This is a genomic window from Mangrovibacter phragmitis, from assembly GCF_040429585.1.
Taxonomy (GTDB): Bacteria; Pseudomonadota; Gammaproteobacteria; order Enterobacterales; family Enterobacteriaceae; genus Mangrovibacter; species Mangrovibacter phragmitis.
In genome coordinates this window covers 4796978-4820203 of record NZ_CP134782.1, presented here as the reverse complement: position 1 = coordinate 4820203, position 23226 = coordinate 4796978, and the positions used below count along the sequence as shown (strand labels likewise).

Here is a 23226-nt window from a genome sequence, read left to right as displayed (position 1 = left end):
GTGAAAAACAGAAAAATCCAACCAGAAGCTGCTTTTTGTCCGACTAAGAATCTAGGGTTAGAATAGATGAATTCCAACCCTAGAATGCAAATAGCCAAAATTTAGAAGGACTTAACGTTTACAATCTGGCCTCAGCTCTAGTCTATTGTTCAGCTCATCAGTTTCAAAATGCACCAATTCAAATGCGTACCGCTTTATCTATGGTAACAGATGCATCTGATGTGTTGTCCATTTTACTCGAAGGAAATCATAGCGTAATTGCCGGCCGCTTAGCTGGAGCTTTTAGGAATATTGGCCGAGATCTGATCGCAAACAATATCTTAAAAGGCATGCAGGCAGCCGATTTTAAAGTGCAAGAAGAAGACCCTTTCGCAGAGAAGGTGCAGATAAGCTTTGGCCGCCGAGATGTTTCCCCCTATGTTAATCGTATACGGTTGATGTGGGCGCAAATGCGTGAAGGTGTTATCGCGCATTTTCCCCCGGTCTCAAGCCAAGCTATCAATATCGAAATTTACATGGCTGAAGTGGAAGATAAATACATTACAGATGCCTATCACTCATTATCCATTGAAGGCTATCGAGTTACTCCCGAACTGATTCAACTTGTTAAATCTGGCAACTGGCAAGCTGAGAGCTCAGATGAAAGCAGAAAGCATTTAGATGCTATGGCAGCCAAAGGCTACAGGGATGCGTTTCAAGAAGTAAAAAAATCTGTTAGGGCGGTGCTAGAAGGTAAGAACCCTGCAGATGTTTTAGAACAAACGCACAGTGACTGGTATCTAGCTCTATTTAGCCCCAGTGTTGCGGCCGGTATTATTAAGCAATCGGAATTAGCCGGTTATAGAACGGGACCAGTTTATATTCGTCAATCTATGCATACGCCCCCCAATAGAGACGCCATTAGAGATATGATGCCAACTTTGTTCGATTTACTTGCTGAAGAGGAAAATGCAGCTGTTAGAGCCGTACTGGGACATTTTATTTTCGTATATATTCATCCATATTTTGATGGTAACGGCAGAATGGGAAGGTTCATTATGAATTTGATGATGGCCTCGGGTGGTTATCCTTGGACTGTCGTACCTGTCGAACGGAGAAATGAATATATGCAGGCTTTAGAAGCTGCCAGCGTTAAACAAGATATTGTGCCTTTTACTCAGCTCTTAGCATCGCTGATTGAATAACTCAATATCTTGGAACCTTGGCGTTTTCTGCCAAGTTCATTGTCTGATGCCACGACAGTGGCAGGTTTTCCCCGTATTTATAAGAGCATCGAAGGAGCTAGTGCTCAGCTTCTTTTAACCATCGGTTGATTGACGTACGATCGACGTCCAATCGTTTGGCAACCTTAGATTTATTAAACCCTTCTTGCTGCAAGAGATAGTTCAACAGTTGAGCTCGGATATCACTGTAGGTACCGCTGACAAAACGACATTTGCTGCAACTGTCCTTGAGCCGATGTTCACCCACAATTTCCATATCATCCAGTAACAACAGCGCTTCTTCGACTGATGCCGGGCTGATGCTGATAGACAGAACTAAGCGCTCAATAATGTTGCCCAATTGGCGCACGTTACCTGGCCACTCATATTGGACTAATAGCTTCCACAATTCTGCTGAGAGCTCGATGGGGGGCTTACTATACTTTCGCGAAAATTCACGGATAAAATGCTTTCCGATAGGAATAATATCTTCTCGTCTTTCTCTGAGAGGAAGTGGTGTCGCCTTCAAGATATTTAGCCGATAGAACAAGTCTTCTCGAAATTTGTTCTCTTTCACAAGCTCTAACAACTGATGATTACTCGCTGAAATAATACGAATATCAATTGGGATCACTTGGTCAGAGCCCAGTCGCATGATCTGCCGCTCTTGGAGTACCCGAAGCAATCTTGATTGGAGGTTCTTATCAAGCTCGCTGATTTCATCGAGAAAGATGGTGCCGCCATGCGCCAGTTCAAACAGCCCCATTTTGCCTTTGACTGATGCGCCAGTAAAAGCACCAGCAACATAACCAAACAATTCACTTTCCAATAATTGCGGCGCCAAAGCGCCACAGTTGACGGCAACGAATGGTCCATTACTTCGATTACTCGCGTTGTGGATGCTCTGAGCAATCATCTCCTTACCTGTCCCACTTTCCCCATAAATCAAAATGGTGGCATCAGTTTTAGCGTAACTTTCCACTAGGCGCATGCGCCTCAACATATCTTTATTGGTGGAAATGATATCTTCAAAGCGATAACGCGTAGACAACCCTCGTTGTGCTAACTCATGGCGCCGAACGTTATATTCCATTCCTCGCAGATTTTTCGCTGATTGGATTGTAAGCAGGATGCGGAATAACGCCCCTTCTACTAGCATCGGGATTTGATTAATAACGAAAGTGCCAGACGCTGCTTTGACAATCATGCCGATAATTCGCTTTCCAGCCATCAACGACTCCCAATCGATGGCTTCATGCAGCGCAGCGTCAATGTCAACTAACTTGCGGACACGTTGTTGCTCGAAGCTCAACAGATCTAACGAACTGGCATTGGCGTGTACTAATTCCCCTTGTGGGGTGAGGCTTATTAAGCCGTTTTCGTAATGGTCAAAAATTGTTTGAAAATAGAGGCTCTCTTTATGTTTTGCCGCAAACGCTTTCGTTAATGCCTCAGCATCTTCAAAGGCATTAATAATCGACTCATCACTCGACTGAATGATGGAATACCCCTCTTTGTTACGACTGAAAAAATCTTGATATACGGCGTCCCCAACAATCCAATCAAAATGGTTACTCGCCATTAGGCGCTTTAGATGATCAATCTGTTTTTCCATGTTGTTTGCATGGGCATCTTCAACAATAAGAGATTCACTTTTAATGCCCAGCTTATCTGTCAGCTTATTGCAGCTAGATACCACACTTCTAAACCCAACAATACCGATCTTTGATGTCGTGCCAATAAAGGGCGAAATCACTTCGAACAGATCGAACAGCGACACTTTTATTTCGACTACCGGCAAGGAGGAATTACGTCTTAGCAGTTCCGCACAACCACCGCGGCTGATCAGTACCTGATAGCCCTTACTTTCTAACTGAGGGATCGCTTGCACCACATGCGTCAGATCGGTCTGAAATATGTCCATGTCCAACGGATGGGAATCGAGTAATCGCTTTGCGTCTTCGGCCAGTTGTTCATACGGGCTGACCAAACACACTCTATTTCTAAAACTCATGGAGTTAGCTCCCTCACCCTCAACAAGGTGATGCAATTTGCTACAGCAACAGAGGGACTTTACCTCACTTTTTAGTTTACGTTTTGGCAATAAATCACAAAAAACCAAGAAAATCATAAAGTAAAAAACTGGCACCCTCCTTGCTATTCCTAGTTGCTATTCCACAACAAGGAAATGATATGAAAAAGAACGCTGTTGTTATCACTGATAAAGACTCCATCGCAGTAGCGACGATGGATCTGAAAGAAGGCGATCTCGCCCTGATGTTTATTAATAACGAATCCCACGAAGTGCGACTTAAAAACGATGTGGCCTTTGGTCACAAATTGGCTATTCGCAGCATCTCAGCAGGTGAGCATGTCATCAAGTACGGCGAATCCATCGGGTTAGCGACGCAAGCGATCCAAGCCGGTGAATGGGTACACGTTCATAACGTAGAGAGTGAACGTGGTCGCGGCGATCAACACGCTTAATAACTACTTTGGGGAGAAAACAATGAAATTCATGGGATACAGACGCGCAAATGGTCAAATCGGTATTCGTAACTATGTGTTGGTGTTGGCGACAAGCGTTTGCTCTAACCAAGTGGCTCGTGAGATTGCTGAGAAGGTACAAGGCTGTACTTACATCAATAACACCTTTGGCTGCTGCCAAATCGGCTCAGATGCTCGCCTAACCACTAAAACCGTCATCAATACCGCCTTAAACGGAAACATCGGCGCTGTCGTGGTGGTTGGATTGGGCTGCGAAGGCACCGAGCCCACTTATGTTTACGACGAAATTTTGAAAACTGGTAAACCCGTCAAAATGGTTACCATCCAAGGTGATGGCGGTACTTTAGGTGCATTAGCTAAAGGGGCTGAATTTGCTCGTGAATTTGCTCAACAGCTGTCACTTCAGGTCCGTGAAGAGTGTGATATCAGCGAGCTGATCCTTGGCATGGAATGTGGAGGCTCAGACACAACTTCTGGCTTGGCATCCAACCCTACCGTCGGCGAGGCATCAGATGCCATCGTGAATAATGGCGGTACCTCTATGCTGTCAGAAACCACTGAATTCATCGGCGCAGAGCATGTTGTTGCAAGACGCGCTATCACGCCAGAAGCATCAGATGCCATCTTGAAACTCGTGCGCGACTGCGAAGCAAGAGCGATGGCCCTAGGCGAAGACATTCGAGGTGGGCAACCTACTCCAGGGAACATCGAAGGTGGTCTCACCACAATCGAAGAAAAATCTTTAGGCTGCATTCATAAATCAGGTCATGCACCAATTACCGGCGTGCTCAACTATGCCGATATTCCGGTAAATAAAGGGTTATACATCATGGACAGCCCTGGACAAGACGTTGAGTCAATGACCGGTATGGCGGCAGGTGGTGCTCATATCATGGTGTTTACCACCGGTCGTGGCTCACCTACCGGCAATGCGATTGCCCCTGTTATTAAAATCACGGGCAATAAGCAAACCTACAACAAAATGCCGGGCAACATCGATCTTGATGTATCCGCAATTATTGATGGCGACAAATCGATCCCTGACATGGGCCAAGTACTTCTAGACGAAATATTACTCGTCGCGAGCGGCAAACAAACCAAAGCAGAAACTTTAGGCCATAAAGAGTTCTGCATCTACAAGACCGCGCCTACATTTTGATTTTGCCTAAGCAGGTGCACAAAGGCGCCTGCTTAGCCTTTATTTAGAGAGCAACAAAATGAAAATCAAACAAGCTATTGAGAAGTTCCCCGGCGGTATGATGGTTATCCCACTACTGCTTGGCGCACTCTTTAAAACCTTCGCACCAGATGCGCTTGAGATTGGTGGATTCGTCACCTCAATCTCTCACGGCGCCATGGCTATCCTTGGCGTATTTTTGGTGTGCATGGGCGCAGATATCAAACTAAAAGCTGCGCCAAAAGCCGTCAAAACTGGCGTATCGATTACCTTAGTTAAATTCTTAGTGGGCACCGCTCTGGGGTTGGCCGTCGCTAAGATGTTTGGCCCAGATGGTATATTTGGGTTATCAGCACTCGCGATTATTGCAGCAATGACTAACAGTAATGGTGGGTTATACGCAGCATTAACTGGCGAATATGGTTCAGAAACTGATGTGGGGGCAATTGCCATTGTATCGTTGAACGATGGTCCATTCCTCACCATGGTGGCTCTAGGCACAGCGGGCTTAGTCTCGATCCCATTTATGAACTTGGTAGGCGTTATTATTCCAATTCTAATCGGGATGTTATTAGGGAATTTAGATGAAGAAATGCGCACATTTCTAAGGGCTGGTGCCAATATGCTCATTCCATTTTTTGCCTTTGGATTGGGCGTAGGGATCAACTTTGAAATGCTGTTATCGTCAGGCGCATCAGGCATCTTGCTGGGGTTAATGACACTGTTAATCGGTGGTTTCTTTAACATCATGGCGGATAAAGCGTCGGGCGGCTCAGGGGTTGCGGGCGCCGCGGTCTCATCAACATCCGGGAATGCGGTAGCAACACCTGCTGCAATTGCACTTATTGACCCTAGCTTGCATCAAGCTGCTGCGATCGCTACAACTCAAGTTGCAGCATCAACTATTTTAACAGCGCTGACCGTTCCACTACTGACGACATGGGTGGCAAAACGTAACGCAGCGAAGAGAGCAACCAATCAACTTGCAGAAGAAGTAGACTAAGTAACATCAAACTACCGAGTTCTTATTATTTGTGTTATTGACCGAAAAAGGCGGATATTTTTCCGCCTTTTTAATAGCCGTCACCTCAAATATCCGCCAACATCCCACAGTTCAGTCAATAACAATACTCCTAGTTATCGAATTATCCGATGATGTTCAATGTTATGACATTTACAATTTAAATTGATTCAAATCAATATCATATTCTCTCTCGCAGTTACATTACAGCGCATATTTCAAAGGAGAGAACCATGCTTAAAAAGATGTTGTTGTTAGGATTTCTTACGTTGTCTGGCTGTGCTACTCATGGCGTTGTGACCGTACCGGGGCTTTGTTTCCTAAATAGTTTGAACTAAAACGGTAGACGCTGATCTGATCGGCATAGCCTATCAACTTACATATCAAACATGCCAAAACCCCGCTATAAAACCACCAACTGGAAGCAATACAATCAAGCTCTAATCAATCGTGGCTCACTCACTTTCTGGATCGATGAGGACGCTATTGCCCAGTGGAAAGCCAAGGCCGAGCAACCAAGGAAAGGTCGCCCACGCGTATTTAGCGACTTAGCCATTACCACCGCGCTGATGGTTAAACGTGTTTTCTCTATGCCACTACGAGCGTTGCAAGGCTTTATCAACTCTGTGTTTAAACTGGCTGATATTCCGCTTTCGTGCCCACATTACACTTGCATCAGTAAACGAGCGAAAACCGTCAAGATTGCTTTTAAAACCAAGACGCGTGGCACCATTGAGCACTTGGCTATCGACTCGACAGGCTTGAAGGTTTATGGCGAAGGTGAGTGGAAAGTGAAGAAACATGGCACAGATGGCAAGCGCCGCGTGTGGCGTAAGCTGCATATCGCTGTCGATACCCATAGCCATGAAATTATTGCTGCGGAACTGAGTTTATCCGGCGTCACTGACGCTGAAGTTATGCCGAATTTGCTCAAGCAAACCCATCGCAAAATCCGCAATATCTCAGGTGATGGTGCTTACGACACAAGAGCCTGTCACGATGCCGTTCGTAGAAAACGGGCTTTGGTACTCTTTCCACCGAGGGAAGGTGCCGCTCTCTGGGAACAAGGTCATCCGCGTAACTTAGCGGTTAGTTGGCAAAAGCTTTATGGTTCAAATAAACAGTGGAAAAAACGGTATGGTTATCATCGGCGGTCAATCTCAGAAACTGCCATGTACAGGGTAAAGCAATTACTAGGTGGCAGATTGAGCCTGCGAAATTATAACGGTCAGGTAGGAGAAACTTACGCGATGATAAAGGCGTTGAACAAGCTCACAGGGCTAGGCATGCCTGAAACTTACCGTGTAGTTTGATTTTTAAACAATCATGAAGGGTTTTGTTCGCTGAATCGATTTAGGAAACAAAGCCCCTCCGAAGTAAACTGGGGCACTAAGTCTGAAGCCATGTTGGCGGGGGCATTCGGTGCGGCAGTTAATAATCGATATGGTGAGTTTCTAGAGCAGTATGCTGATGATTTTAAACAGGAAGCATACAGCGAAGGGCAGAGAATGGGATTGACCCCGATTCAAAGTCAAGTTTTCGCTCAAGCTTTCAATGAAGGTTTGGCGGGGCGCGTTTTCAACTCTGAAGACTCATCGAGTTGGTCGCCTGAAATGCTTGGTCTAAGGGAGCAAATGCTAAATGAGTATCGTCAAAAGGATGAGAGTGGCGCTTACATCTCTGACAGTGTGTCTGATGAAGATAAAGCATTTGTGGATAAGCAGATTGCAGTGATCTCAAATGCATCCCTTGCGGGAGATTATGCTCAGAACAACTTGATCGATATTAGGGCATATAACCAGGCATCAGGAAATAAATAAAACAAGGAGTAGAAGCTCAAGGCTAACGAAGTTTTATGGCTTAATTACGTAGATAGGGATATATTTCTCCGTACTTAGATACGGAGAAATATAACACATGTACACAATTGGAAAATTAGCCGAACAAGCTAGTATCAATGTTGAGACTGTTCGTTATTACGAACGACGTGGTCTTATAGAAAAACCTGAAAAACCGCATCTAGGCTACCGACTTTATCCTTTGGCAACATTAAACCGAATAAAATTCATTAAACGTTCCCAAGATCTTGGGTTCACTTTGGAAGAAATCTCCAATTTACTCAGCCTTAATGACACTCCCTGTATAGAAGTGCAAGAAATGACTTTACACAAGCTTGCAAGTGTGAAAGCCAAAATAGCAGGTCTTCGCCGCTTAGAAACCGTTCTCACAGAATTATTGAATGAGTGTAATTCTAATACTAACCAATCCCACTGTCCCATTATTGATTCCCTACTTCCTGAAGATTAATAATGAGTCAAATTTTATCTTGACTCCGTAGTTGGGTACGGGGTTTAAGCTTGTTTTACTAAAGTACGATAAGTAGAGTGAGTTATGTCAAAAAGTAATCCCAACTTTCCAATCATCGGCGGTGTTATTGCCGCTATTGGCGCTGGTCTTTGCTGCGCTGGTCCTTTCGTCTTGTTGCTGCTAGGCGTGAGTGGCTCCTGGATTGGTAATTTAACCTTGTTAGAACCTTATCGTCCCATTTTTATCCTGCTGGTTTTAGCCTTATTTGGCTTCGCAGGCTGGAAGGTCTATCGCCCCGTCGAGGACTGTGAGCCAGGCACCGCCTGTGCAGTTCCTCAAGTGCGAAAACGTCGGCAGGTGATCTTTTGGTTAACGGCACTGACTGCGTTGGTTTTAGTCACCAGTAATTATTGGATTGTCTGGTTCGCCTGATGACGATTTCTAACCTTTTATTTTGATTAAATCTTTATGGCTTGCTCTTGGAGAAAATTATGAAAACACTCGCCCTAATGTCCCTGTTCGTACTGACCAGCCTGAACGCTTTAGCTGCCCCGAAAACAGTTACTTTGGAAGTCCCAACCATGAACTGTGTGACCTGTCCCTTTACCGTGGAAAAAGCCTTACAAAAAGTCGATGGCGTCAGTAAAGCCGAAGTGACCTTTAAGACCAAACTGGCGGTGGTCACCTTCGACGACGAAAAAACCACGGTAAAAGCACTGACCGAAGCCACCACTAACGCGGGTTATCCGTCAACGCTCAAGGAGTAAAGCATAGAAATGCTAATACGGTTACTGACCCGGTTCGGCGATAAGATTAGCTCATTGGGCGCGCTGGTTTCTGCTATGGGATGCGCCATGTGTTTCCCGGCCATTGCCAGTCTGGGCGCTGCGGTAGGACTGGGTTTTCTCAGCCAATGGGAAGGTCTGTTTGTTAGCACGCTATTACCCCTGTTTGCCTGGATTGCCTTGGTACTCAACGGACTTGGCTGGTTCAGCCACCGGCAATGGCACCGTAGTGCGCTGGGTGTGGCCGGCCCCATTTTATTGCTGTTATCGCTCTATCCGTTTTTCCAGTACGGCTGGAGCAGCTATGTCACCTATTCAGCATTAGGCCTGATGGTTGCCGTATCGCTTTGGGATATTTTTTCACCGGCGAATAAACGCTGTGATGATGACAGCTGTGCTGTTTAACACGACGCAATGCCTGACTACTATTTGAGGAAAACGAATGATCTTACTATCGATAGAAGGGATGACCTGTCCAAGTTGCGTCGCCCACGTTAAAGAAGCACTCGATGCGATCGAAGGCGTTAATAAGGTTGAAATATCTTATGAAAACGCCAGAGCAACGATCACCACGAACGGTGGGGTCAGCGTAACCGTTCTCATTGGAGCAATAGAAGCTCTCGGTTATATCGCAAAAGAATCCACTGGCACTGCAAAAGAAATTACTTCACCGAACGACTGCTGTGACAACGAAAATGCAAGCAACACTGAAAGCAACCAAACTCAACATGTGGCGATTATCGGTACGGGTTCCGGCGCTTTTGCCTGCGCTATTAAAGCCGCTGAAGGTGGTGCCAAGGTCACTCTTATTGAGGGAGCCGATGTGATTGGCGGCTGTTGCGTGAATGTCGGCTGCGTACCCTCAAAAATTCTAATCCGCGCCGCTCAATTGGCTCAGCAGCAACGCAATAATCCCTTTACCGGACTGGAAAATCATGCGCCCCAATTGAGTCGAGCCTTGTTGACTCAGCAGCAGACCGCTCGGGTCGAAGAGCTGCGCGCGGCAAAGTACCAGAATATTCTGGAGACAAATCCTGCGCTTAGTTTACTTAAAGGTTGGGCGCAATTTAAAAATGCCAACACCCTGATAGTCAGAAAAAATGATGGAACCGAGCAGGCAGTTCACGCCGATAAAATCCTGATCGCTACCGGCTCCACGCCAACCATTCCTCCTATTGATGGTTTAACTGAAACACCTTATTGGACCTCTACCGAAGCGCTGTTTGCTCAGGAATTGCCGCAGCACCTAGTCGTGATTGGTTCGTCGGTTGTAGCGCTGGAAATTGCCCAGGCTTATCGCCGTTTAGGCAGTGAAGTCACCATATTAGCAAGACATACATTGCTTTATCGGGAAGATCCCTTGCTCGGTGAAAAACTCACCGGATGTTTTGAAAAAGAAGGCATTCGAGTATTAAACAGTACGCAAGCTACCAAGGTGACCCACGATGGAAGCCAATTTACATTGGAAACTAACGCGGGCGATCTACGCTGCGATCGTTTGCTGGTAAGCACCGGGCGACACGCCAATACTTGCCAACTCAATCTGGGCGCGGTGGGTGTTACGACCAACAAAAAGGGCGAAATCGTTGTTAACGAACGCATGGAAACGAATGTTCCCGGTATTTACGCCGCCGGAGACTGCTGCAACATGCCGCAATTCGTCTATGTCGCCGCGGCCGCCGGTAGCCGTTCCGGCATCAACATGACGGGCGGATACGCCAAACTGGATCTATCCACCATGCCAGCAGTGATTTTTACCGATCCCCAGGTGGCAACTGTTGGGCTCACGGAAGAGCAAGCCAACGCACAAGACATTGAAACCGACAGTCGTGTATTGGAGATGGAGAACGTGCCGCGCGCACTGGCGAATTTCGAGACCGATGGTTTTATCAAATTGGTGACGGAAAAAGCCACTGGCCGCCTGATCGGGGCGCAGATTCTGGCGCATGAAGGTGGAGAACTGATCCAGAGTGCGGCGCTGGCGATCCGCAACCGTATGACGGTGACGGAATTAGCCGACCAGCTTTTCCCTTACCTGACTATGGTGGAGGGTTTGAAGCTCTGCGCCCAAACCTTTAACAAGGATGTCAAAGAACTGTCCTGTTGTGCTGGGTAACGAACTTGAGTTGATCCGTATTCATTGATGGAAATGGCATTTTTCATTCGTAGTACGAAAGTGCCAATCAATTTTTTGAGTATAAGTAAAAAAGCAGTCAATTTACTATGACCTTGTTTTTTTAGGGAGGATAGATGAGCGACCATCTGCAAATTCGTTTACCCAGTACCAATATTTTTTTTCGCTCAGGCTTAGTTCTCGACCGGTATCTTTCAGTTGTCTTTGAAATAAATGGATTAGTCCGCTTAAGCCTAAGAAGGCTAAACCGACACATAAAATTGTCCAACTCGCTTGCCAATATGCGATTGCTACAAGCATAGTGATGATGGCTATAAGTCCGATGGGATTACAGGTCGCTTTGAATCCCAAGTAGCTGAAAAAAACGACGGTGCAAATCAGAAATGGCAAAGCCGCTAACTTGGCAGATGCCGTTAATATTTCTGAGGGAAAAAAATGAGCCGCAGCCAAAGTCGCCAGAAAAAGCCCCAGTGATATAAACCAGCAGCGTGCTGGTAAAGATTTAAGTAATTTTATCATCTTAGTACTCTCAAAGTGCACGGGCGGTGCACAATCAAATCATGCATCAGCATGTTAGTTCTCAAAAAGTGCTCTAGTGGTTTGCTCGGCCATAATCTCACACACAGGACATTTAAGCTGAATGCGCTGTTGAGATACCGTCAAATACAGACTGCCGCATCGACACCGGTGTAAGGATGCAAGCTGTGATCTTAAATCACGAGCTAGAACCCAACCTTCATTGATGGTCAGTTTTTTCCAGGGGATCTCAGCTGGAAGATCTGCCTCTTCTCTTGCAACCAAGTACGCATCGTAAGCCTTCATCAAAGCATCGATATTTAATTTCTTGTAGACATTATCACCACCAATATTGACATAAAGCGCCATCAGCAGGGAGCCTTCAACTAGGGCTCTTCTGCTTTTAACGATGGCATCAGATTCTGGCAATTGACCAGGACAAGGTGACTTGCCAGTCACTTCTTTGTGCAGCCTTCTGATAATGTGGATTGGCAAACCTGTATCGAGCGCGATAATGGTTGTTCGAAATCCGTATTTAATAAGCAGCGAGGCTCGGGTAAACAGCTCACTTTTGGACAGGTTATCAATCATGCATCCCCCTTGTTGTTTAGGGTTGATAATAAATAAGCGATTCTTGGGATACCTGTGCCTTTGCTCTTCACCATCTCAATCAGTTGGGTTTGGTTACCCCTTGGTTGAAACAGCATGAATGATGAGGTCGCCACTCGTTGAAGGTCGTCAACTCCAGCATTAATCAGCGCATCAACCACATCGCGTGTAAGTCCAAAGCGCAAGACCGCCTCTTGCGGATCAATGCGCGCCAATGCCCGTGCTGCGTGTAGGTACGCCAAATTTAATTGATAGAAGTCTTGTTGATTGGTTGTCATTGACGGACCTCCAGTTCATGTAAAATATTGCGATAAATAGAAAGCACTCTTTGCCCATACCAGCGTGCACGCTCTTCGTTCCAGCTGTGATAGCGGCCTATGCCAAGCACTAAATCGTTTGGTGAAGATTTGATTGCTTCGGCCAAAATACTGGAGCCGACAGTTAGGTTGGTGATGGGGTCTAGCAGTTCTGTTGCTGAGCTCACCCGATGTCCGTGCCAATGCAAATTGATTTGCATTAGGCCAATATCGAGCTGATATTTTTCAGTCTCTTGCAGTGCTTGATTTAACAGTTGCTCTGCTTCTGTCTTAGATTTGGCGTAGGTTGCATTTGAACCATTGCGAATTGCGTATGGCCATGGGCTGGTCATGTTGAGACCACGATGTGAGGCGGACTCAGCCAAGGCAACGGCGTAGAGTATGACAGGATCAATACCAACGCTTTGTGCTGCTTTTTCCCACTGATAGCCCGGAAACGCATAGACTGAAGTGCTTGCGGACATGGCTATCACTAGGGCAATGGTTTTTGCTTTAATCGTTTTCATTTTTGTCCTCTAATTGATTTCCGAGAAGCGCCTGAATGGCTTTCGGGCTTATTCTTTTCAAAGGCACTGCGCTAAAGTCGGTGATGCCTCTTGTATAAACTTGTGCTGCTTTTGACCAGTCGCCCACGGCAACCGGCGCTTGCATATCAAATCCTTTTTGCTGGTTCTGATGGTCTGCAATACCTTGTAATAGCCTTGGGTATTCACCCACTTCGTCCCGCAACAAGTAAGCCTGGTAGCGTGTTAAAAACTCTTTTTGTTTAAAGGGGTATTCCCTGTCATCTACCTTGCAGAGTTCAACCCATCCCCCCATGTCTGAAATAACGCGGTGAATAAGCGCATCGTCAAACATCACGGATGTCCAAGCGCCAACCTGACGAACAGCCTTGTCAACTTTGTTCCAAGCAACCATGGCTCTAGAACCCGAGTTGCCATCGATATGCTTGATGACGTCAGCGGGCTTTGGAAAAAATTGCCCAGTATCCGGTGATTGAATATGCCGAGTCAGACCGATTCGCACTTCTTCAATGCTATAAGCACGAAGGGCTTCAAATGCGATGGATAGCAATTGTGGTGATACGCTTTTGCCATACATGGCCCAAGCAGCTCCCCAAACTTCAGCAAACTCGCGTTTATCAACCTCCTGCACTTGAACGAACCTCCCGAATACCTAGTCCGGCCCAGCTTTCAGCAATGCGGCGATTGCTTTCTTCAATGTTCAATTGGTGATTGCTGCCCTTTAGGCTCGTCGATGATTGCTGTACTTCATCAATGCGAACGTACTCGTCTTCCCATTGCCGGTTTGAAAGCCAGTTATGTGGCATAGGGGTCTTAGTCCGATCTTGATACTGTAATCGGTTGTCTCGTTGCTCTTTCCAGCGTGTTAGCACTTCCAAGGCGAGTTCATGGTCTTCGTTGAGGCCCATGCGTAGCCATTCTTCTTTGGCTTTCGCTTTTTTTTCTTTGCGTATTTGTACATCCCAGAAGTCTTCAAACTGTATGTGGTCAACAGTTTTAACTGTTGGTTTATTGCTTCTCTCAGAGTCATCCGACCGTTGAGAGTCCCTTACCGGGTTGCCATCAGGCATAAACAATGATGAAAATTCTTCTGGTAGCCGAGCTTGAAAAGCGGCAAGAGATTTCAAAAGCGATGCCATACCAACGAAGTCGGCAGGTACATCTTTAAACAACCGAAAGGCTGCCTTACCTTGGTTTGGGTTTTCGATTGGGTTGTGCTTCAGAAAGCTCCGAATCAAAGTCCAACCGGATTCCTCGCAACGAATGAGGAACTGATCTTGTTCTAACTCACTTAACGCCTTGGCAACCTGTTGCTCATCCCAGTTCAAGTCAGAAGCAACGTAACCAATCGGCAGTCGAAAGCAGCCAAGCAAATTACAATGCGGGCATGTAAGCAAATACAGTCCTAGCAACTTCGCTGAGTCACTCCAGGACAAAACGTTTTGCTTTAGCCAAAAGCGGGTATAGACCTTGCCATAATCACGCATGGAGGAACTCGCTTTTGTGTTTACGTAAAATGCTGACCATTATTTGCCCTTAATCCTACTGGTTACTGGCTTTCAGCTCGCTTGGGCATTCCGGATAGATGTCCGGTCTTAACTGAGATCGGGTTACCTGTCCTTGCGTAGCTTGTTCGATGGGTAAAACGAATTCAGCGGGAACACGCCCTGATTTATTCAACCAAAACCAGACGTTTTGCTGTTTTGAGTTGATGGCTCGTGCTAATGCTGATTGCCCGCCGACCAAGTCAATGGCACGGCGGAGATGTTTTTGTGTTGTGTTGAACACTTCCATACCGTCTCCTGTTACAATAATAACTGTTACAAGATTGAATGTTACAGTTTAAACTGTAGATTAGTCAACAGTTAAAATTGTTGAAAGGCTACAGTTTTATTTGTAGAATACGGGCTTATGAAAACTTTATCCGAACGACTAAACCATGCCTTGCAGCTTACTGGGGTGACTCAGTCTGAGTTGGCTCGCCGCATTGGTATCAAACAGCAGTCGATCAGCCAGATTTGCTCTGGTAAATCGGCTAGGTCTCGTTACACCATGCAGATCGCGGAAGCGCTTCGCGTGAATGCTCATTGGCTCGCCACAGGTGATGGCGAGATTGGCTTGGGGGTCGGTAATGTAGAAGTTGGGCCTGACATTAAGGGAAGAATTCCTCTCATTAACTGGGTTCAGGCTGGTGATTGGACTGAAATAGCGGAGGGATTTGCCCATGAAGATGCTGAAGAGTGGCGTGAAGTCACAGGGAAAGCACATGAGGGTTGTTTCGCACTTCGCGTAAAAGGCGACAGTATGGAAAATCCAAGCGGAAAAAAATCCATACCTGAGGGAGCAGTGATCGTTGTTGATCCTGAGTTACCTTACTCTTCAGGTTCATTGGTTGTTGCGCGTTTGGATGATTCGAAAGAAGCAACCTTTAAGCAGTTGGTTATTGATGGTGAACAGAAGTACCTAAAACCTTTGAACCCCCAATACCCGGCAATACCGATCAACGGCAACTGCACCATCATTGGTGTAGTACAACAAGCTATCATCGATTTCTGGTAGCGAAGGAATTTGTGGTTTAGCCACAGTTGTTCATGAGCTGAAGAAGCAACGATTGCAAACAGCTACAACTGAGCATTGGCGCACGCTGAGAGTAAATGGTAACCGTTTAGATGACCATTGATTGTTTATAAAGTCAAGATCAGCGAAAATAGCGGCCAATTACGATTAACACGACGGATTTGACAAGCGAAGAACTGAAAAGAGAGTACTTCCAAAAGTGTGTACAAATCCGTGTACAAACTAAAAGAATTTATACATGGCAAACCAAGATTTTCTTAATGAAATCAATAAGCGAAGGACCTTTGCTATCATCTCTCACCCGGATGCGGGTAAAACAACCATTACTGAGAAAGTATTGTTGTTCGGACAGGCTATTCAGACCGCAGGGACCGTGAAAGGCCGTGGCTCCAGCCATCATGCAAAATCTGACTGGATGGAAATGGAAAAGCAGCGTGGGATTTCTATCACCACATCGGTCATGCAGTTCCCGTATCACGACTGTCTGGTTAACCTGCTCGATACCCCAGGGCACGAAGACTTCTCTGAAGATACTTACCGTACTCTGACCGCGGTAGACTGCTGCCTGATGGTGATTGATGCGGCCAAAGGTGTTGAAGACCGTACCCGTAAACTGATGGAGGTCACACGCTTGCGTGATACGCCTATCCTGACGTTTATGAACAAACTCGACCGTGATATCCGCGACCCAATGGAGTTGCTGGATGAAGTCGAAAACGAACTGAAGATCTCCTGCGCGCCCATCACCTGGCCGATTGGTTGTGGAAAATTGTTTAAAGGCGTGTATCACCTGTATAAAGACGAAACCTACCTGTACCAGAGCGGCCAGGGCCACACTATTCAGGAAGTTCGCATTGTTAAAGGCCTGGATAATCCTGAGTTGGATAAAGCTGTGGGTGATGATTTGGCCGGGCAATTACGTGATGAACTGGAGCTGGTGAAAGGGGCTTCCAATGAGTTTGATGAAGACCTGTTCCTGAGCGGTGATATTACGCCAGTATTCTTCGGTACCGCGCTGGGTAACTTTGGCGTTGATCATATGCTTGATGGCCTGGTTTCCTGGGCTCCAACGCCTATGCCACGCCAGACTGATGCGCGTACAGTTGAAGCCCGGGAAGAGAAATTCACCGGCTTTGTTTTCAAAATTCAGGCCAATATGGATCCGAAACACCGCGACCGTGTGGCATTTATGCGCGTGGTGTCTGGTAAGTATGAAAAAGGCATGAAACTGCGCCAGGTGCGCACTGGCAAAGATGTGGTGATTTCTGATGCCCTGACCTTTATGGCTGGTGACCGCGCTCATGTTGAAGAAGCCTATCCTGGCGATATCCTTGGTTTGCATAACCATGGCACTATCCAGATTGGTGACACCTTCACGCAGGGTGAAAACATGAAGTTTACCGGGATCCCGAACTTCGCCCCTGAGTTGTTCCGCCGCATTCGCCTGCGCGACCCGCTGAAACAAAAACAGTTGCTCAAGGGGTTGGTACAACTGTCGGAAGAAGGTGCGGTGCAGGTGTTCCGTCCGCTTATCAATAACGATTTGATAGTTGGTGCGGTTGGTGTGCTGCAGTTTGATGTCGTTGTGGCGCGTCTGAAAAGTGAATACAACGTTGAAGCTATTTATGAATCTGTCAACGTTGCCACTGCCCGTTGGGTTGAATGCTCAGACGTGAAAAAATTCGAAGAATTTAAACGCAAAAATGAAGCACAACTGGCGCTGGATGGGGGAGATAACCTGGCATATATCGCACCAACCATGGTTAACCTCAACCTGACCCAGGAACGTTACCCTGACGTGACATTCCGCAAAACGCGCGAACACTAACAGGGTATTTTGCTAACCGGTGAGTACCGGTTTTGCCAGAGCCTGGCCCGCGACATTAATGCTGGTCAGGCTTTTTTATATCCTTTCTGTCATTGTGTTTTTTGCGCAGAATGTTCTTAAAAACCCTCGAAATTAGCCCTGTTCAGCAGTTTTTTCTGTTTATCCGATCGTTTTTTACTGTCAGTGAACTATAGTTACTCCTGACAGTAAGTTCTGGTTTAAAACGCTAATAAATATATTTATTACGGTTTTAAATCTTGGTTAATTGTTCTTTTGTTGAATTTATTCACCATCATTGCGTTTTTCAGGTGTGGTGAATAGCGGCTGGTTACCACCAGCACTGGCTCAAATACTGAGCAAACATAAGGAAAGAATCGATGAAAATGACAAACAAGGTTTCTCACTCTCTGCTGGCAATTGCGTTGGGTTCTGTTCTGGCGAGTGGTACAGCATTTGCTGAAAGTACCATCACTTCAGATGCTCAGACCATGGCGGATTCAGCGGGACAAAAAATCGATAATTCTGTCACTAAAGTCGGTAATTTCATGGATGACAGTGCCATAACGGCAAAAGTGAAAACGGCTTTAATGAATAATGATTCGGTTAAAAGTACCGATATTTCCGTCGATACAAACAAAGGTATCGTGACCTTAAGCGGGTTTGTCACCAGCCAGAAACTGGCTGAAACGGCAGTGAATGTTGCCAGAGGTGTGGATGGCGTGAAATCAGTCAGTGACAAGTTGCAGGTTAAAGACAGCGATTCACAAAGCCTGAAAGGTTATGCCGGTGATACCGCAACAACCAGTGAAATTAAGGCGAAATTCCTTGCCGATGACATTGTGCCGTCGCGCAAAATAAAAGTGGAAACCACCCAGGGTGTGGTGCTGCTTACTGGTACGGTGGATAACAATGCGCAGGCGCAGCGTGCAGAAACCATTGCCAAGGCCATTGATGGCGTGAAAAGCGTCAAAAATGAACTAAAAGTTAAATCGTAAGAGTAGTCAGACGGACCCGGGCTTGCTAAAGGCAGGCCCGACGCGAACCAACCAGGTGTTACTGGTGCACTGACCGGTGGCAATCATTATTCACTTTGGGTAAGGAGCGTTTATGTTTCGTTGGGGAATTATTTTCTTAATTGTGGCTGTGATTGCGGCGGCTTTAGGCTTTGGTGCTCTGGCAGGTACCGCCGCATGGGCTGCGAAGATAGTCTTTGTTGTCGGCATTGTACTCTTTTTGGTCAGCCTTTTTACTGGTCGTCGGCGTCCATAGACAGGAAAGTGTGGTACAACATGGTTGAGTAAGAGCCAGTCCGGGCGACTGGCTTTTTAATGTCTGAATCATTCCTTTTGTATCACTAACCAGGCAGAACGCCCATGGGACAATATATACCGGTGACACTCGGGGAACTCTCCCCACTCTCGTTAAGGCCCTTTGAACCAGGTAAAATGGCGCTGGTATGTGAAGGTGGTGGGCAGCGAGGCATTTTTACTGCTGGTGTGCTTGATGAGTTTCTGCGTGCCGGCTTCAATCCGTTTGATGATTTCTATGGAACATCTGCTGGTGCGCAGAACTTGTCTTCCTGGCTGTGCGGGCAGCGGGGCTATGCCTGGCGTGTTATCACCCGTTATACCACCCAAAGAGCGTTTTTTGACCCGGTGCGCTTTATGCGCGGTGGGCACCTTATTGACCTCGACTGGCTGGTGGACTCCACTGCGAAAGCCATGCCGCTGGCAATGGACAAGGCGGCCAGGCTGTTTGACGAGGGTAAACGTTTCTATCTGTGTGCCTGCCGTAGTGATGATTACACGCCAGAATATTTTACTCCTGATGCAGATACCTGGATGGACCTTATCCGTGCTTCCAGCGCGATACCGGGTTTTTACCGTCATGGCGTGACGCTGAATGGTATCAGTTATCAGGATGGGGGAATTAGTGATGCTATCCCGGTGAGGGAGGCTGTGCGTCGTGGAGCAAAAACCGTGGTGGTTATTCGCACGGTGCCTTCGCAAATGTATTACACACCGCAGTGGTTTCAACGTATGCAACGCTGGTTAGGTGAAAGTAGTCTGCAACCTCTGGTTAACCTGGTTCAGCACCATGAAGCCTGTTACAGCGCAACGCAGCAGTTTATTGAGTCACCCCCCGATGGGGTGAATGTGATTGAAATATACCCACCGGTGGCGCTGAAAAGTATGGCGCTGGGAAGCCGCCTGCCTGCGTTACGCGCCGACTATAAAACCGGGCGGTTGTGTGGGCGCTATTTTCTGGCGACTATCGCAAAATGGTTAACTACAGAGCACCCGGCGGCAACGCAGTTACCTGCCGCCAGTAAATTGATTATTCCGGGTGAGGCCGCCAATGATGTTGTGCCAGCAGGCCAGGCAAATGATGACACTTTTGGCCGCGATGACTGCCTGGAACAGGGAGACAGTGCGTGACATACCGGTTTATCGATACCCACTGCCATTTTGATTTTCCTCCGTTTACTGGCAATGAAACGGCAAGCCTGGCGCGTGCCGCAAGCGCAGGTGTGGAGAAAATTATTGTTCCGGCAATCAGTGCCGGGCGGTTTAGCACGGTGTTGTCGCTGGCAAGCCGACACCCGACGGTCTATGCCGCGCTGGGCCTGCATCCTATGTATATCGAACAGCATCACGATGACGCATTGCCGGCACTGGAACGCCTGTTAGCGCAGCAGCCTGAAAAAGTAGTGGCCGTGGGGGAAACCGGGCTGGATGCATACCGTGAAACGCCTGACCTGCCGAAGCAGATAGCTATGCTGGAAGCACAGTTTGCGCTGGCAAAACGCTGGCAGTTGCCGGTTATTCTTCATTCACGGCGCACTCATGACAAACTGGCAATGTTATTACGCCGGGCCTCCTTACCTAAAACCGGTGTGGTACATGGTTTTTCCGGTAGTTTTGAACAGGCAATACGTTTTGTGGAGCTTGGTTATTACATTGGTGTGGGGGGGACAATTACCTACCCCCGGGCAGCGAAAACACGTAAAGCCATTGCCAGATTGCCGCTTGACGCGCTGGTGCTCGAAACGGATGCGCCGGATATGCCTCTCAATGGCTGGCAGGGGCAGCCTAACCGCCCGGAGAGGGTTGCGATGATTTTTGACATACTTTGTCAGTTGCGTAGTGAATATCCGGAGGAAATAGCTGAAGCTGTGTGGAAAAATACTTGCGCACTTTTCCCATTGGTTGCGCAAACCACTTAAAAGTGTGATCTATGTCACTGTATAAGATTAACGTTTGTATTTGTTGCGTAGATAACGTGATTCATATATCAATTTAGTGATTGCCTGCCGTTATAATGCCTGCGTTTTCAACCAATAATTCTGTTAACGAATATTTCTCTCAGGCGCAGGAATCTATCTATGCAAATCCTCATGGGGTTAGTGGGCATGATCGTGTTGTTACTGATAGGCGTGCTCCTTTCAAGTAACCGTAAAGCTATTAATTTTCGCACTGTAATTGGTGCCTGGGTTATTCAGGTATTAATTGGTGCACTGGTTCTTTATGTGCCTGTTGGGCGTAAGGTTCTGTTGGCAATGTCGGAAGGCGTTGCGAAAGTGATTGCCTACGGCAATGACGGGATTTCATTCCTGTTCGGTGGCCTGGCTTCCGACAAAATGTTCGAGGTGTTTGGTAACCAGGGCTTTGTCTTTGCGTTGCGCGTTCTGCCCATTATTGTCTTCTTCTCATCACTGATTGCTGTGCTGTATTACCTGGGGATCATGCAACTGGTCATCCGTATTCTTGGCGGTGGTTTGCGTTATGTGTTGAAAACCTCGCGCACTGAGTCACTCTCTGCCACAGCGAATATCTTTGTTGGTCAGACTGAAGCGCCGCTGGTTGTACGGCCTTATATAGCCACAATGACACGTTCAGAATTGTTTGCCGTCATGTGTGGTGGCCTGGCCTCGGTTGCCGGTTCTGTGCTGGCTGGTTATGCACAGATGGGTGTTCCTCTGGAGTATTTGATTGCGGCTTCGTTCATGGCGGCTCCTGGTGGCCTGCTGTTTGCCAAACTGATTGTGCCGGAAACTGAAACGCCTCATGATGCGCCGGATCTGAAAATTGGTGAAAACGATCCTGACCGCCCAAGCAATGTGCTTGATGCTGCGGCCTCTGGTGCCTCTTCTGGTATGCAACTGGCGCTGAATGTCGGGGCAATGCTGTTAGCGTTTGTTGCGTTGATTGCTTTGCTCAACGGTATTTTGTCGGGCGTAGGTGGCTGGTTTAATCACCCGGAACTCTCCATGCAGCTGATTCTGGGCTGGGTATTTTCTCCTCTGGCCTGGATTATTGGTGTGCCGTGGAATGAAGCGACGGTCGCTGGTTCCTTTATTGGGCAGAAACTGATCATTAACGAGTTTGTAGCCTACCTGAATTTTGGCGCTTACCTCCACGATGACGCAACCGTGGCAGCTGCTGGCCTGCAAGTATTGTCTGCTCACACCAAAGCGATTATCTCCTTTGCATTGTGTGGTTTTGCCAATCTGTCTTCCATTGCCATCCTGATTGGTGGGTTAGGCAGTATGGCGCCGGGCCGTCGCCATGATGTCGCGCGCATGGGCTTAAAGGCGGTTGCCGCCGGGACACTATCTAACCTGATGAGTGCAACCATTGCCGGGGTATTCCTGTCAATGTAGAACATTTTGTTATTTTTATAACATTTGGCGATGCCAAAAAGGCCGGGGGATAACCGGCCTTTCTCATTTTTTGCAAACGTGATTTTATCTTGTCTGTCGCATATAATTGTTGCAGGAACATCGCCAGAGTTCGCTGTTTTGCGAAACCCTCCACAAAACATGGCTGGTGATGAATGTTAGAATTTTAACATTGTATATTGCGAAACTGAAAGAGTGTGGTGAGCTTAAGCTCTGATTCCGGGCGCCTGTGCCATGCTTTTCGTTGGAGACGATGATGAATGATTTAACCAGCAGCAGCCTGCGGGCACTGCACTTAATGGATTTAACCACCCTGAATGACGATGACACGGATGAAAAAGTTATCGCGTTGTGCCGCCAGGCCAAAACACCCGTGGGAACACCTGCGGCCATTTGTATTTATCCGCGCTTTATTCCCGTAGCCCGTAAAGCGCTGAAGGCCCAGGGAACGCCGGATGTGCGGATTGCAACAGTGACCAATTTTCCCCATGGCAACGATGACATCGAGATTGCGCTGGCAGAAACCCGTGCAGCCATTGCGTATGGCGCGGATGAAGTGGATGTTGTGTTTCCTTTCCGCACATTAATGGCTGGTGATGAAGATACCGGGTTTGCGCTGGTCAGTGCCTGTAAAGCTGCCTGCCAGGCTGCGAATGTGCTGCTGAAAGTCATTATTGAAACCGGTGAGTTAAAAACGGAAGCACTGATTCGCAAGGCTTCTGCCATTGCCATTAATGCTGGAGCCGACTTTATTAAGACATCTACCGGGAAAGTGCCGGTTAACGCGACACCGGAAAGTGCGCGCCTGATGATGGAAGTCATTCGGGATATGGGCGTTCAGGAAACCGTGGGCTTTAAACCTGCTGGCGGCGTGCGTACCGCCGAAGATGCACAACTGTATTTGCAAATGGCTGACGACATTCTTGGCGAAAAGTGGGCAGATGCCCGCCATTTCCGCTTCGGTGCTTCCAGCCTGCTTGCCAGTTTATTGAAAGCTCTTGGTCACGGTGACGGCCAGAGCAACAGTCAATATTGATTCT

At 47.2% G+C, this 23226-nt stretch carries 26 protein-coding genes and 1 pseudogene; 19 read left to right on the top strand and 8 right to left on the bottom strand.

Annotated elements, in window-relative coordinates:
* The first annotated feature begins 182 nt into the window (after positions 1-182).
* On the top strand, positions 183-1184 hold the full coding sequence (locus MPHASIOC01_RS23225; protein WP_353613370.1) for a Fic family protein: 1002 nt from the start codon (positions 183-185) through the stop codon (positions 1182-1184).
* Between the two features lie 97 nt (positions 1185-1281).
* Here MPHASIOC01_RS23225 and MPHASIOC01_RS23220 read toward each other — a convergent pair whose 3' ends face one another.
* Positions 1282-3216 carry a sigma 54-interacting transcriptional regulator gene (locus tag MPHASIOC01_RS23220; RefSeq protein ID WP_353613369.1) on the bottom strand — a complete coding sequence of 645 codons (1935 nt, stop codon included), beginning with the start codon at positions 3214-3216 and terminating at the stop codon, positions 1282-1284.
* Positions 3217-3395: 179 nt separating this feature from the next.
* On the opposite strand from MPHASIOC01_RS23220, the gene MPHASIOC01_RS23215 reads away from it, so the two are divergent.
* The 10 genes and pseudogenes from MPHASIOC01_RS23215 (at position 3396) to merA (ending at position 11116) form a co-directional block, all read left to right on the top strand.
* Positions 3396-3689 (top strand): UxaA family hydrolase, encoded by a 294-nt coding sequence (locus tag MPHASIOC01_RS23215; RefSeq protein WP_353613368.1) that lies wholly within the window; start codon positions 3396-3398, stop codon positions 3687-3689.
* A gap of 22 nt (positions 3690-3711) precedes the next feature.
* The gene (locus MPHASIOC01_RS23210) at positions 3712-4869 is read left to right on the top strand and encodes a UxaA family hydrolase (RefSeq protein ID WP_353613367.1); all 1158 of its coding nucleotides are present in this window, start codon (positions 3712-3714) and stop codon (positions 4867-4869) included.
* A 58-nt stretch (positions 4870-4927) separates the two neighbouring features.
* The gene (locus MPHASIOC01_RS23205) at positions 4928-5890 is read left to right on the top strand and encodes a 2-keto-3-deoxygluconate permease (RefSeq protein ID WP_353613366.1); all 963 of its coding nucleotides are present in this window, start codon (positions 4928-4930) and stop codon (positions 5888-5890) included.
* Positions 5891-6297: 407 nt separating this feature from the next.
* Positions 6298-7221, top strand: a complete 924-nt coding sequence (locus tag MPHASIOC01_RS23200) for an IS5-like element ISSpu11 family transposase (RefSeq protein ID WP_353613135.1) — start codon at positions 6298-6300, stop codon at positions 7219-7221.
* A 48-nt stretch (positions 7222-7269) separates the two neighbouring features.
* A pseudogene (locus tag MPHASIOC01_RS23195) lies at positions 7270-7728 on the top strand (conjugal transfer protein TraG); the annotation flags it as partial.
* 97 nt (positions 7729-7825) lie between these two features.
* Complete coding sequence (gene merR / locus MPHASIOC01_RS23190; protein ID WP_028867973.1) at positions 7826-8215, top strand: Hg(II)-responsive transcriptional regulator; 390 nt, start codon at positions 7826-7828, stop codon at positions 8213-8215.
* Positions 8216-8299: 84 nt separating this feature from the next.
* Complete coding sequence (locus tag MPHASIOC01_RS23185) at positions 8300-8647, top strand: mercuric transporter MerT family protein (protein WP_028867974.1); 348 nt, start codon at positions 8300-8302, stop codon at positions 8645-8647.
* A gap of 59 nt (positions 8648-8706) precedes the next feature.
* A complete protein-coding gene (gene merP / locus MPHASIOC01_RS23180) occupies positions 8707-8982 on the top strand; it encodes a mercury resistance system periplasmic binding protein MerP (protein ID WP_028867975.1) in 276 nt (91 codons plus the stop codon).
* A gap of 15 nt (positions 8983-8997) precedes the next feature.
* Positions 8998-9405 (top strand): organomercurial transporter MerC, encoded by a 408-nt coding sequence (merC, locus tag MPHASIOC01_RS23175; protein WP_196575170.1) that lies wholly within the window; start codon positions 8998-9000, stop codon positions 9403-9405.
* A gap of 37 nt (positions 9406-9442) precedes the next feature.
* Complete coding sequence (gene merA, locus MPHASIOC01_RS23170; protein ID WP_028867977.1) at positions 9443-11116, top strand: mercury(II) reductase; 1674 nt, start codon at positions 9443-9445, stop codon at positions 11114-11116.
* Positions 11117-11221: 105 nt separating this feature from the next.
* On the opposite strand, the gene eexR is transcribed toward merA, so the two are convergent.
* The 7 genes from eexR to MPHASIOC01_RS23135 are packed head-to-tail and all read right to left on the bottom strand — an operon-like array spanning position 11222 to position 14894.
* Positions 11222-11653, bottom strand: coding sequence for an entry exclusion protein EexR (gene eexR, locus MPHASIOC01_RS23165; protein ID WP_040132805.1), 432 nt, complete (start codon positions 11651-11653; stop codon positions 11222-11224).
* Between the two features lie 54 nt (positions 11654-11707).
* Entirely contained in the window at positions 11708-12241 is a 534-nt protein-coding gene (locus tag MPHASIOC01_RS23160; protein WP_000566752.1) for a FlhC family transcriptional regulator, read from the bottom strand.
* Positions 12238-12537 carry a flagellar transcriptional regulator FlhD gene (locus tag MPHASIOC01_RS23155; protein ID WP_353613365.1) on the bottom strand — a complete coding sequence of 100 codons (300 nt, stop codon included), beginning with the start codon at positions 12535-12537 and terminating at the stop codon, positions 12238-12240. Before MPHASIOC01_RS23155 ends, MPHASIOC01_RS23160 begins: the two co-directional genes overlap by 4 nt.
* Positions 12534-13082 (bottom strand): lytic transglycosylase domain-containing protein, encoded by a 549-nt coding sequence (locus tag MPHASIOC01_RS23150; protein WP_353613364.1) that lies wholly within the window; start codon positions 13080-13082, stop codon positions 12534-12536. Before MPHASIOC01_RS23150 ends, MPHASIOC01_RS23155 begins: the two co-directional genes overlap by 4 nt.
* Positions 13069-13731, bottom strand: coding sequence for a DUF6475 domain-containing protein (locus tag MPHASIOC01_RS23145; RefSeq protein ID WP_032081042.1), 663 nt, complete (start codon positions 13729-13731; stop codon positions 13069-13071). Before MPHASIOC01_RS23145 ends, MPHASIOC01_RS23150 begins: the two co-directional genes overlap by 14 nt.
* Positions 13718-14587 carry a hypothetical protein gene (locus MPHASIOC01_RS23140; RefSeq protein WP_353613363.1) on the bottom strand — a complete coding sequence of 290 codons (870 nt, stop codon included), beginning with the start codon at positions 14585-14587 and terminating at the stop codon, positions 13718-13720. The genes MPHASIOC01_RS23145 and MPHASIOC01_RS23140 overlap by 14 nt, the downstream gene beginning before the upstream one ends.
* A 55-nt stretch (positions 14588-14642) precedes the next feature.
* Positions 14643-14894, bottom strand: a complete 252-nt coding sequence (locus MPHASIOC01_RS23135) for a helix-turn-helix domain-containing protein (protein WP_000451746.1) — start codon at positions 14892-14894, stop codon at positions 14643-14645.
* Between the two features lie 117 nt (positions 14895-15011).
* On the opposite strand from MPHASIOC01_RS23135, the gene MPHASIOC01_RS23130 reads away from it, so the two are divergent.
* The 8 genes from MPHASIOC01_RS23130 (at position 15012) to deoC (ending at position 23222) form a co-directional block, all read left to right on the top strand.
* Positions 15012-15659: a LexA family transcriptional regulator gene (locus tag MPHASIOC01_RS23130; protein ID WP_353613362.1), complete on the top strand. Its 648-nt coding sequence runs from the start codon at positions 15012-15014 to the stop codon at positions 15657-15659.
* 256 nt (positions 15660-15915) lie between these two features.
* Positions 15916-17505 carry a peptide chain release factor 3 gene (prfC, locus tag MPHASIOC01_RS23125; RefSeq protein ID WP_353613361.1) on the top strand — a complete coding sequence of 530 codons (1590 nt, stop codon included), beginning with the start codon at positions 15916-15918 and terminating at the stop codon, positions 17503-17505.
* 377 nt (positions 17506-17882) lie between these two features.
* Positions 17883-18500: a molecular chaperone OsmY gene (gene osmY, locus MPHASIOC01_RS23120; RefSeq protein ID WP_353613360.1), complete on the top strand. Its 618-nt coding sequence runs from the start codon at positions 17883-17885 to the stop codon at positions 18498-18500.
* 112 nt (positions 18501-18612) lie between these two features.
* Positions 18613-18774, top strand: a complete 162-nt coding sequence (locus tag MPHASIOC01_RS23115; protein WP_064598656.1) for a DUF1328 family protein — start codon at positions 18613-18615, stop codon at positions 18772-18774.
* A gap of 104 nt (positions 18775-18878) precedes the next feature.
* Complete coding sequence (locus tag MPHASIOC01_RS23110) at positions 18879-19943, top strand: patatin family protein (RefSeq protein WP_064598658.1); 1065 nt, start codon at positions 18879-18881, stop codon at positions 19941-19943.
* Positions 19940-20731: a TatD family hydrolase gene (locus MPHASIOC01_RS23105; protein WP_064598660.1), complete on the top strand. Its 792-nt coding sequence runs from the start codon at positions 19940-19942 to the stop codon at positions 20729-20731. The genes MPHASIOC01_RS23110 and MPHASIOC01_RS23105 overlap by 4 nt, the downstream gene beginning before the upstream one ends.
* 159 nt (positions 20732-20890) lie before the next feature.
* Complete coding sequence (locus MPHASIOC01_RS23100) at positions 20891-22168, top strand: NupC/NupG family nucleoside CNT transporter (RefSeq protein WP_064598662.1); 1278 nt, start codon at positions 20891-20893, stop codon at positions 22166-22168.
* A 274-nt stretch (positions 22169-22442) separates the two neighbouring features.
* Positions 22443-23222, top strand: coding sequence for a deoxyribose-phosphate aldolase (gene deoC, locus MPHASIOC01_RS23095; RefSeq protein ID WP_353614973.1), 780 nt, complete (start codon positions 22443-22445; stop codon positions 23220-23222).
* Positions 23223-23226: the final 4 nt, after the last annotated feature.

What these genes read in the sequence shown, in the direction of transcription:
- MPHASIOC01_RS23205 (WP_353613366.1), top strand. Translation starts at nt 4,928, where the DNA reads ATGAAAATCAAACAAGCTATTGAGAAGTTCCCCGGCGGTATGATGGTT.
- MPHASIOC01_RS23215 (WP_353613368.1), top strand. Translation starts at nt 3,396, where the DNA reads ATGAAAAAGAACGCTGTTGTTATCACTGATAAAGACTCCATCGCAGTA.
- merP (WP_028867975.1), top strand. Translation starts at nt 8,707, where the DNA reads ATGAAAACACTCGCCCTAATGTCCCTGTTCGTACTGACCAGCCTGAAC.
- MPHASIOC01_RS23185 (WP_028867974.1), top strand. Translation starts at nt 8,300, where the DNA reads ATGTCAAAAAGTAATCCCAACTTTCCAATCATCGGCGGTGTTATTGCC.
- MPHASIOC01_RS23200 (WP_353613135.1), top strand. Translation starts at nt 6,298, where the DNA reads ATGCCAAAACCCCGCTATAAAACCACCAACTGGAAGCAATACAATCAA.
- MPHASIOC01_RS23225 (WP_353613370.1), top strand. Translation starts at nt 183, where the DNA reads ATGCGTACCGCTTTATCTATGGTAACAGATGCATCTGATGTGTTGTCC.
- MPHASIOC01_RS23210 (WP_353613367.1), top strand. Translation starts at nt 3,712, where the DNA reads ATGAAATTCATGGGATACAGACGCGCAAATGGTCAAATCGGTATTCGT.
- MPHASIOC01_RS23160 (WP_000566752.1), bottom strand. Translation starts at nt 12,241, where the DNA reads ATGATTGATAACCTGTCCAAAAGTGAGCTGTTTACCCGAGCCTCGCTG.
- eexR (WP_040132805.1), bottom strand. Translation starts at nt 11,653, where the DNA reads ATGATAAAATTACTTAAATCTTTACCAGCACGCTGCTGGTTTATATCA.
- MPHASIOC01_RS23110 (WP_064598658.1), top strand. Translation starts at nt 18,879, where the DNA reads ATGGGACAATATATACCGGTGACACTCGGGGAACTCTCCCCACTCTCG.
- deoC (WP_353614973.1), top strand. Translation starts at nt 22,443, where the DNA reads ATGAATGATTTAACCAGCAGCAGCCTGCGGGCACTGCACTTAATGGAT.
- MPHASIOC01_RS23135 (WP_000451746.1), bottom strand. Translation starts at nt 14,894, where the DNA reads ATGGAAGTGTTCAACACAACACAAAAACATCTCCGCCGTGCCATTGAC.
- MPHASIOC01_RS23150 (WP_353613364.1), bottom strand. Translation starts at nt 13,082, where the DNA reads ATGAAAACGATTAAAGCAAAAACCATTGCCCTAGTGATAGCCATGTCC.
- MPHASIOC01_RS23220 (WP_353613369.1), bottom strand. Translation starts at nt 3,216, where the DNA reads ATGAGTTTTAGAAATAGAGTGTGTTTGGTCAGCCCGTATGAACAACTG.
- merA (WP_028867977.1), top strand. Translation starts at nt 9,443, where the DNA reads ATGATCTTACTATCGATAGAAGGGATGACCTGTCCAAGTTGCGTCGCC.
- prfC (WP_353613361.1), top strand. Translation starts at nt 15,916, where the DNA reads ATGGCAAACCAAGATTTTCTTAATGAAATCAATAAGCGAAGGACCTTT.
- MPHASIOC01_RS23130 (WP_353613362.1), top strand. Translation starts at nt 15,012, where the DNA reads ATGAAAACTTTATCCGAACGACTAAACCATGCCTTGCAGCTTACTGGG.
- MPHASIOC01_RS23140 (WP_353613363.1), bottom strand. Translation starts at nt 14,587, where the DNA reads ATGCGTGATTATGGCAAGGTCTATACCCGCTTTTGGCTAAAGCAAAAC.
- MPHASIOC01_RS23100 (WP_064598662.1), top strand. Translation starts at nt 20,891, where the DNA reads ATGCAAATCCTCATGGGGTTAGTGGGCATGATCGTGTTGTTACTGATA.
- osmY (WP_353613360.1), top strand. Translation starts at nt 17,883, where the DNA reads ATGAAAATGACAAACAAGGTTTCTCACTCTCTGCTGGCAATTGCGTTG.
- MPHASIOC01_RS23155 (WP_353613365.1), bottom strand. Translation starts at nt 12,537, where the DNA reads ATGACAACCAATCAACAAGACTTCTATCAATTAAATTTGGCGTACCTA.
- MPHASIOC01_RS23115 (WP_064598656.1), top strand. Translation starts at nt 18,613, where the DNA reads ATGTTTCGTTGGGGAATTATTTTCTTAATTGTGGCTGTGATTGCGGCG.
- merR (WP_028867973.1), top strand. Translation starts at nt 7,826, where the DNA reads ATGTACACAATTGGAAAATTAGCCGAACAAGCTAGTATCAATGTTGAG.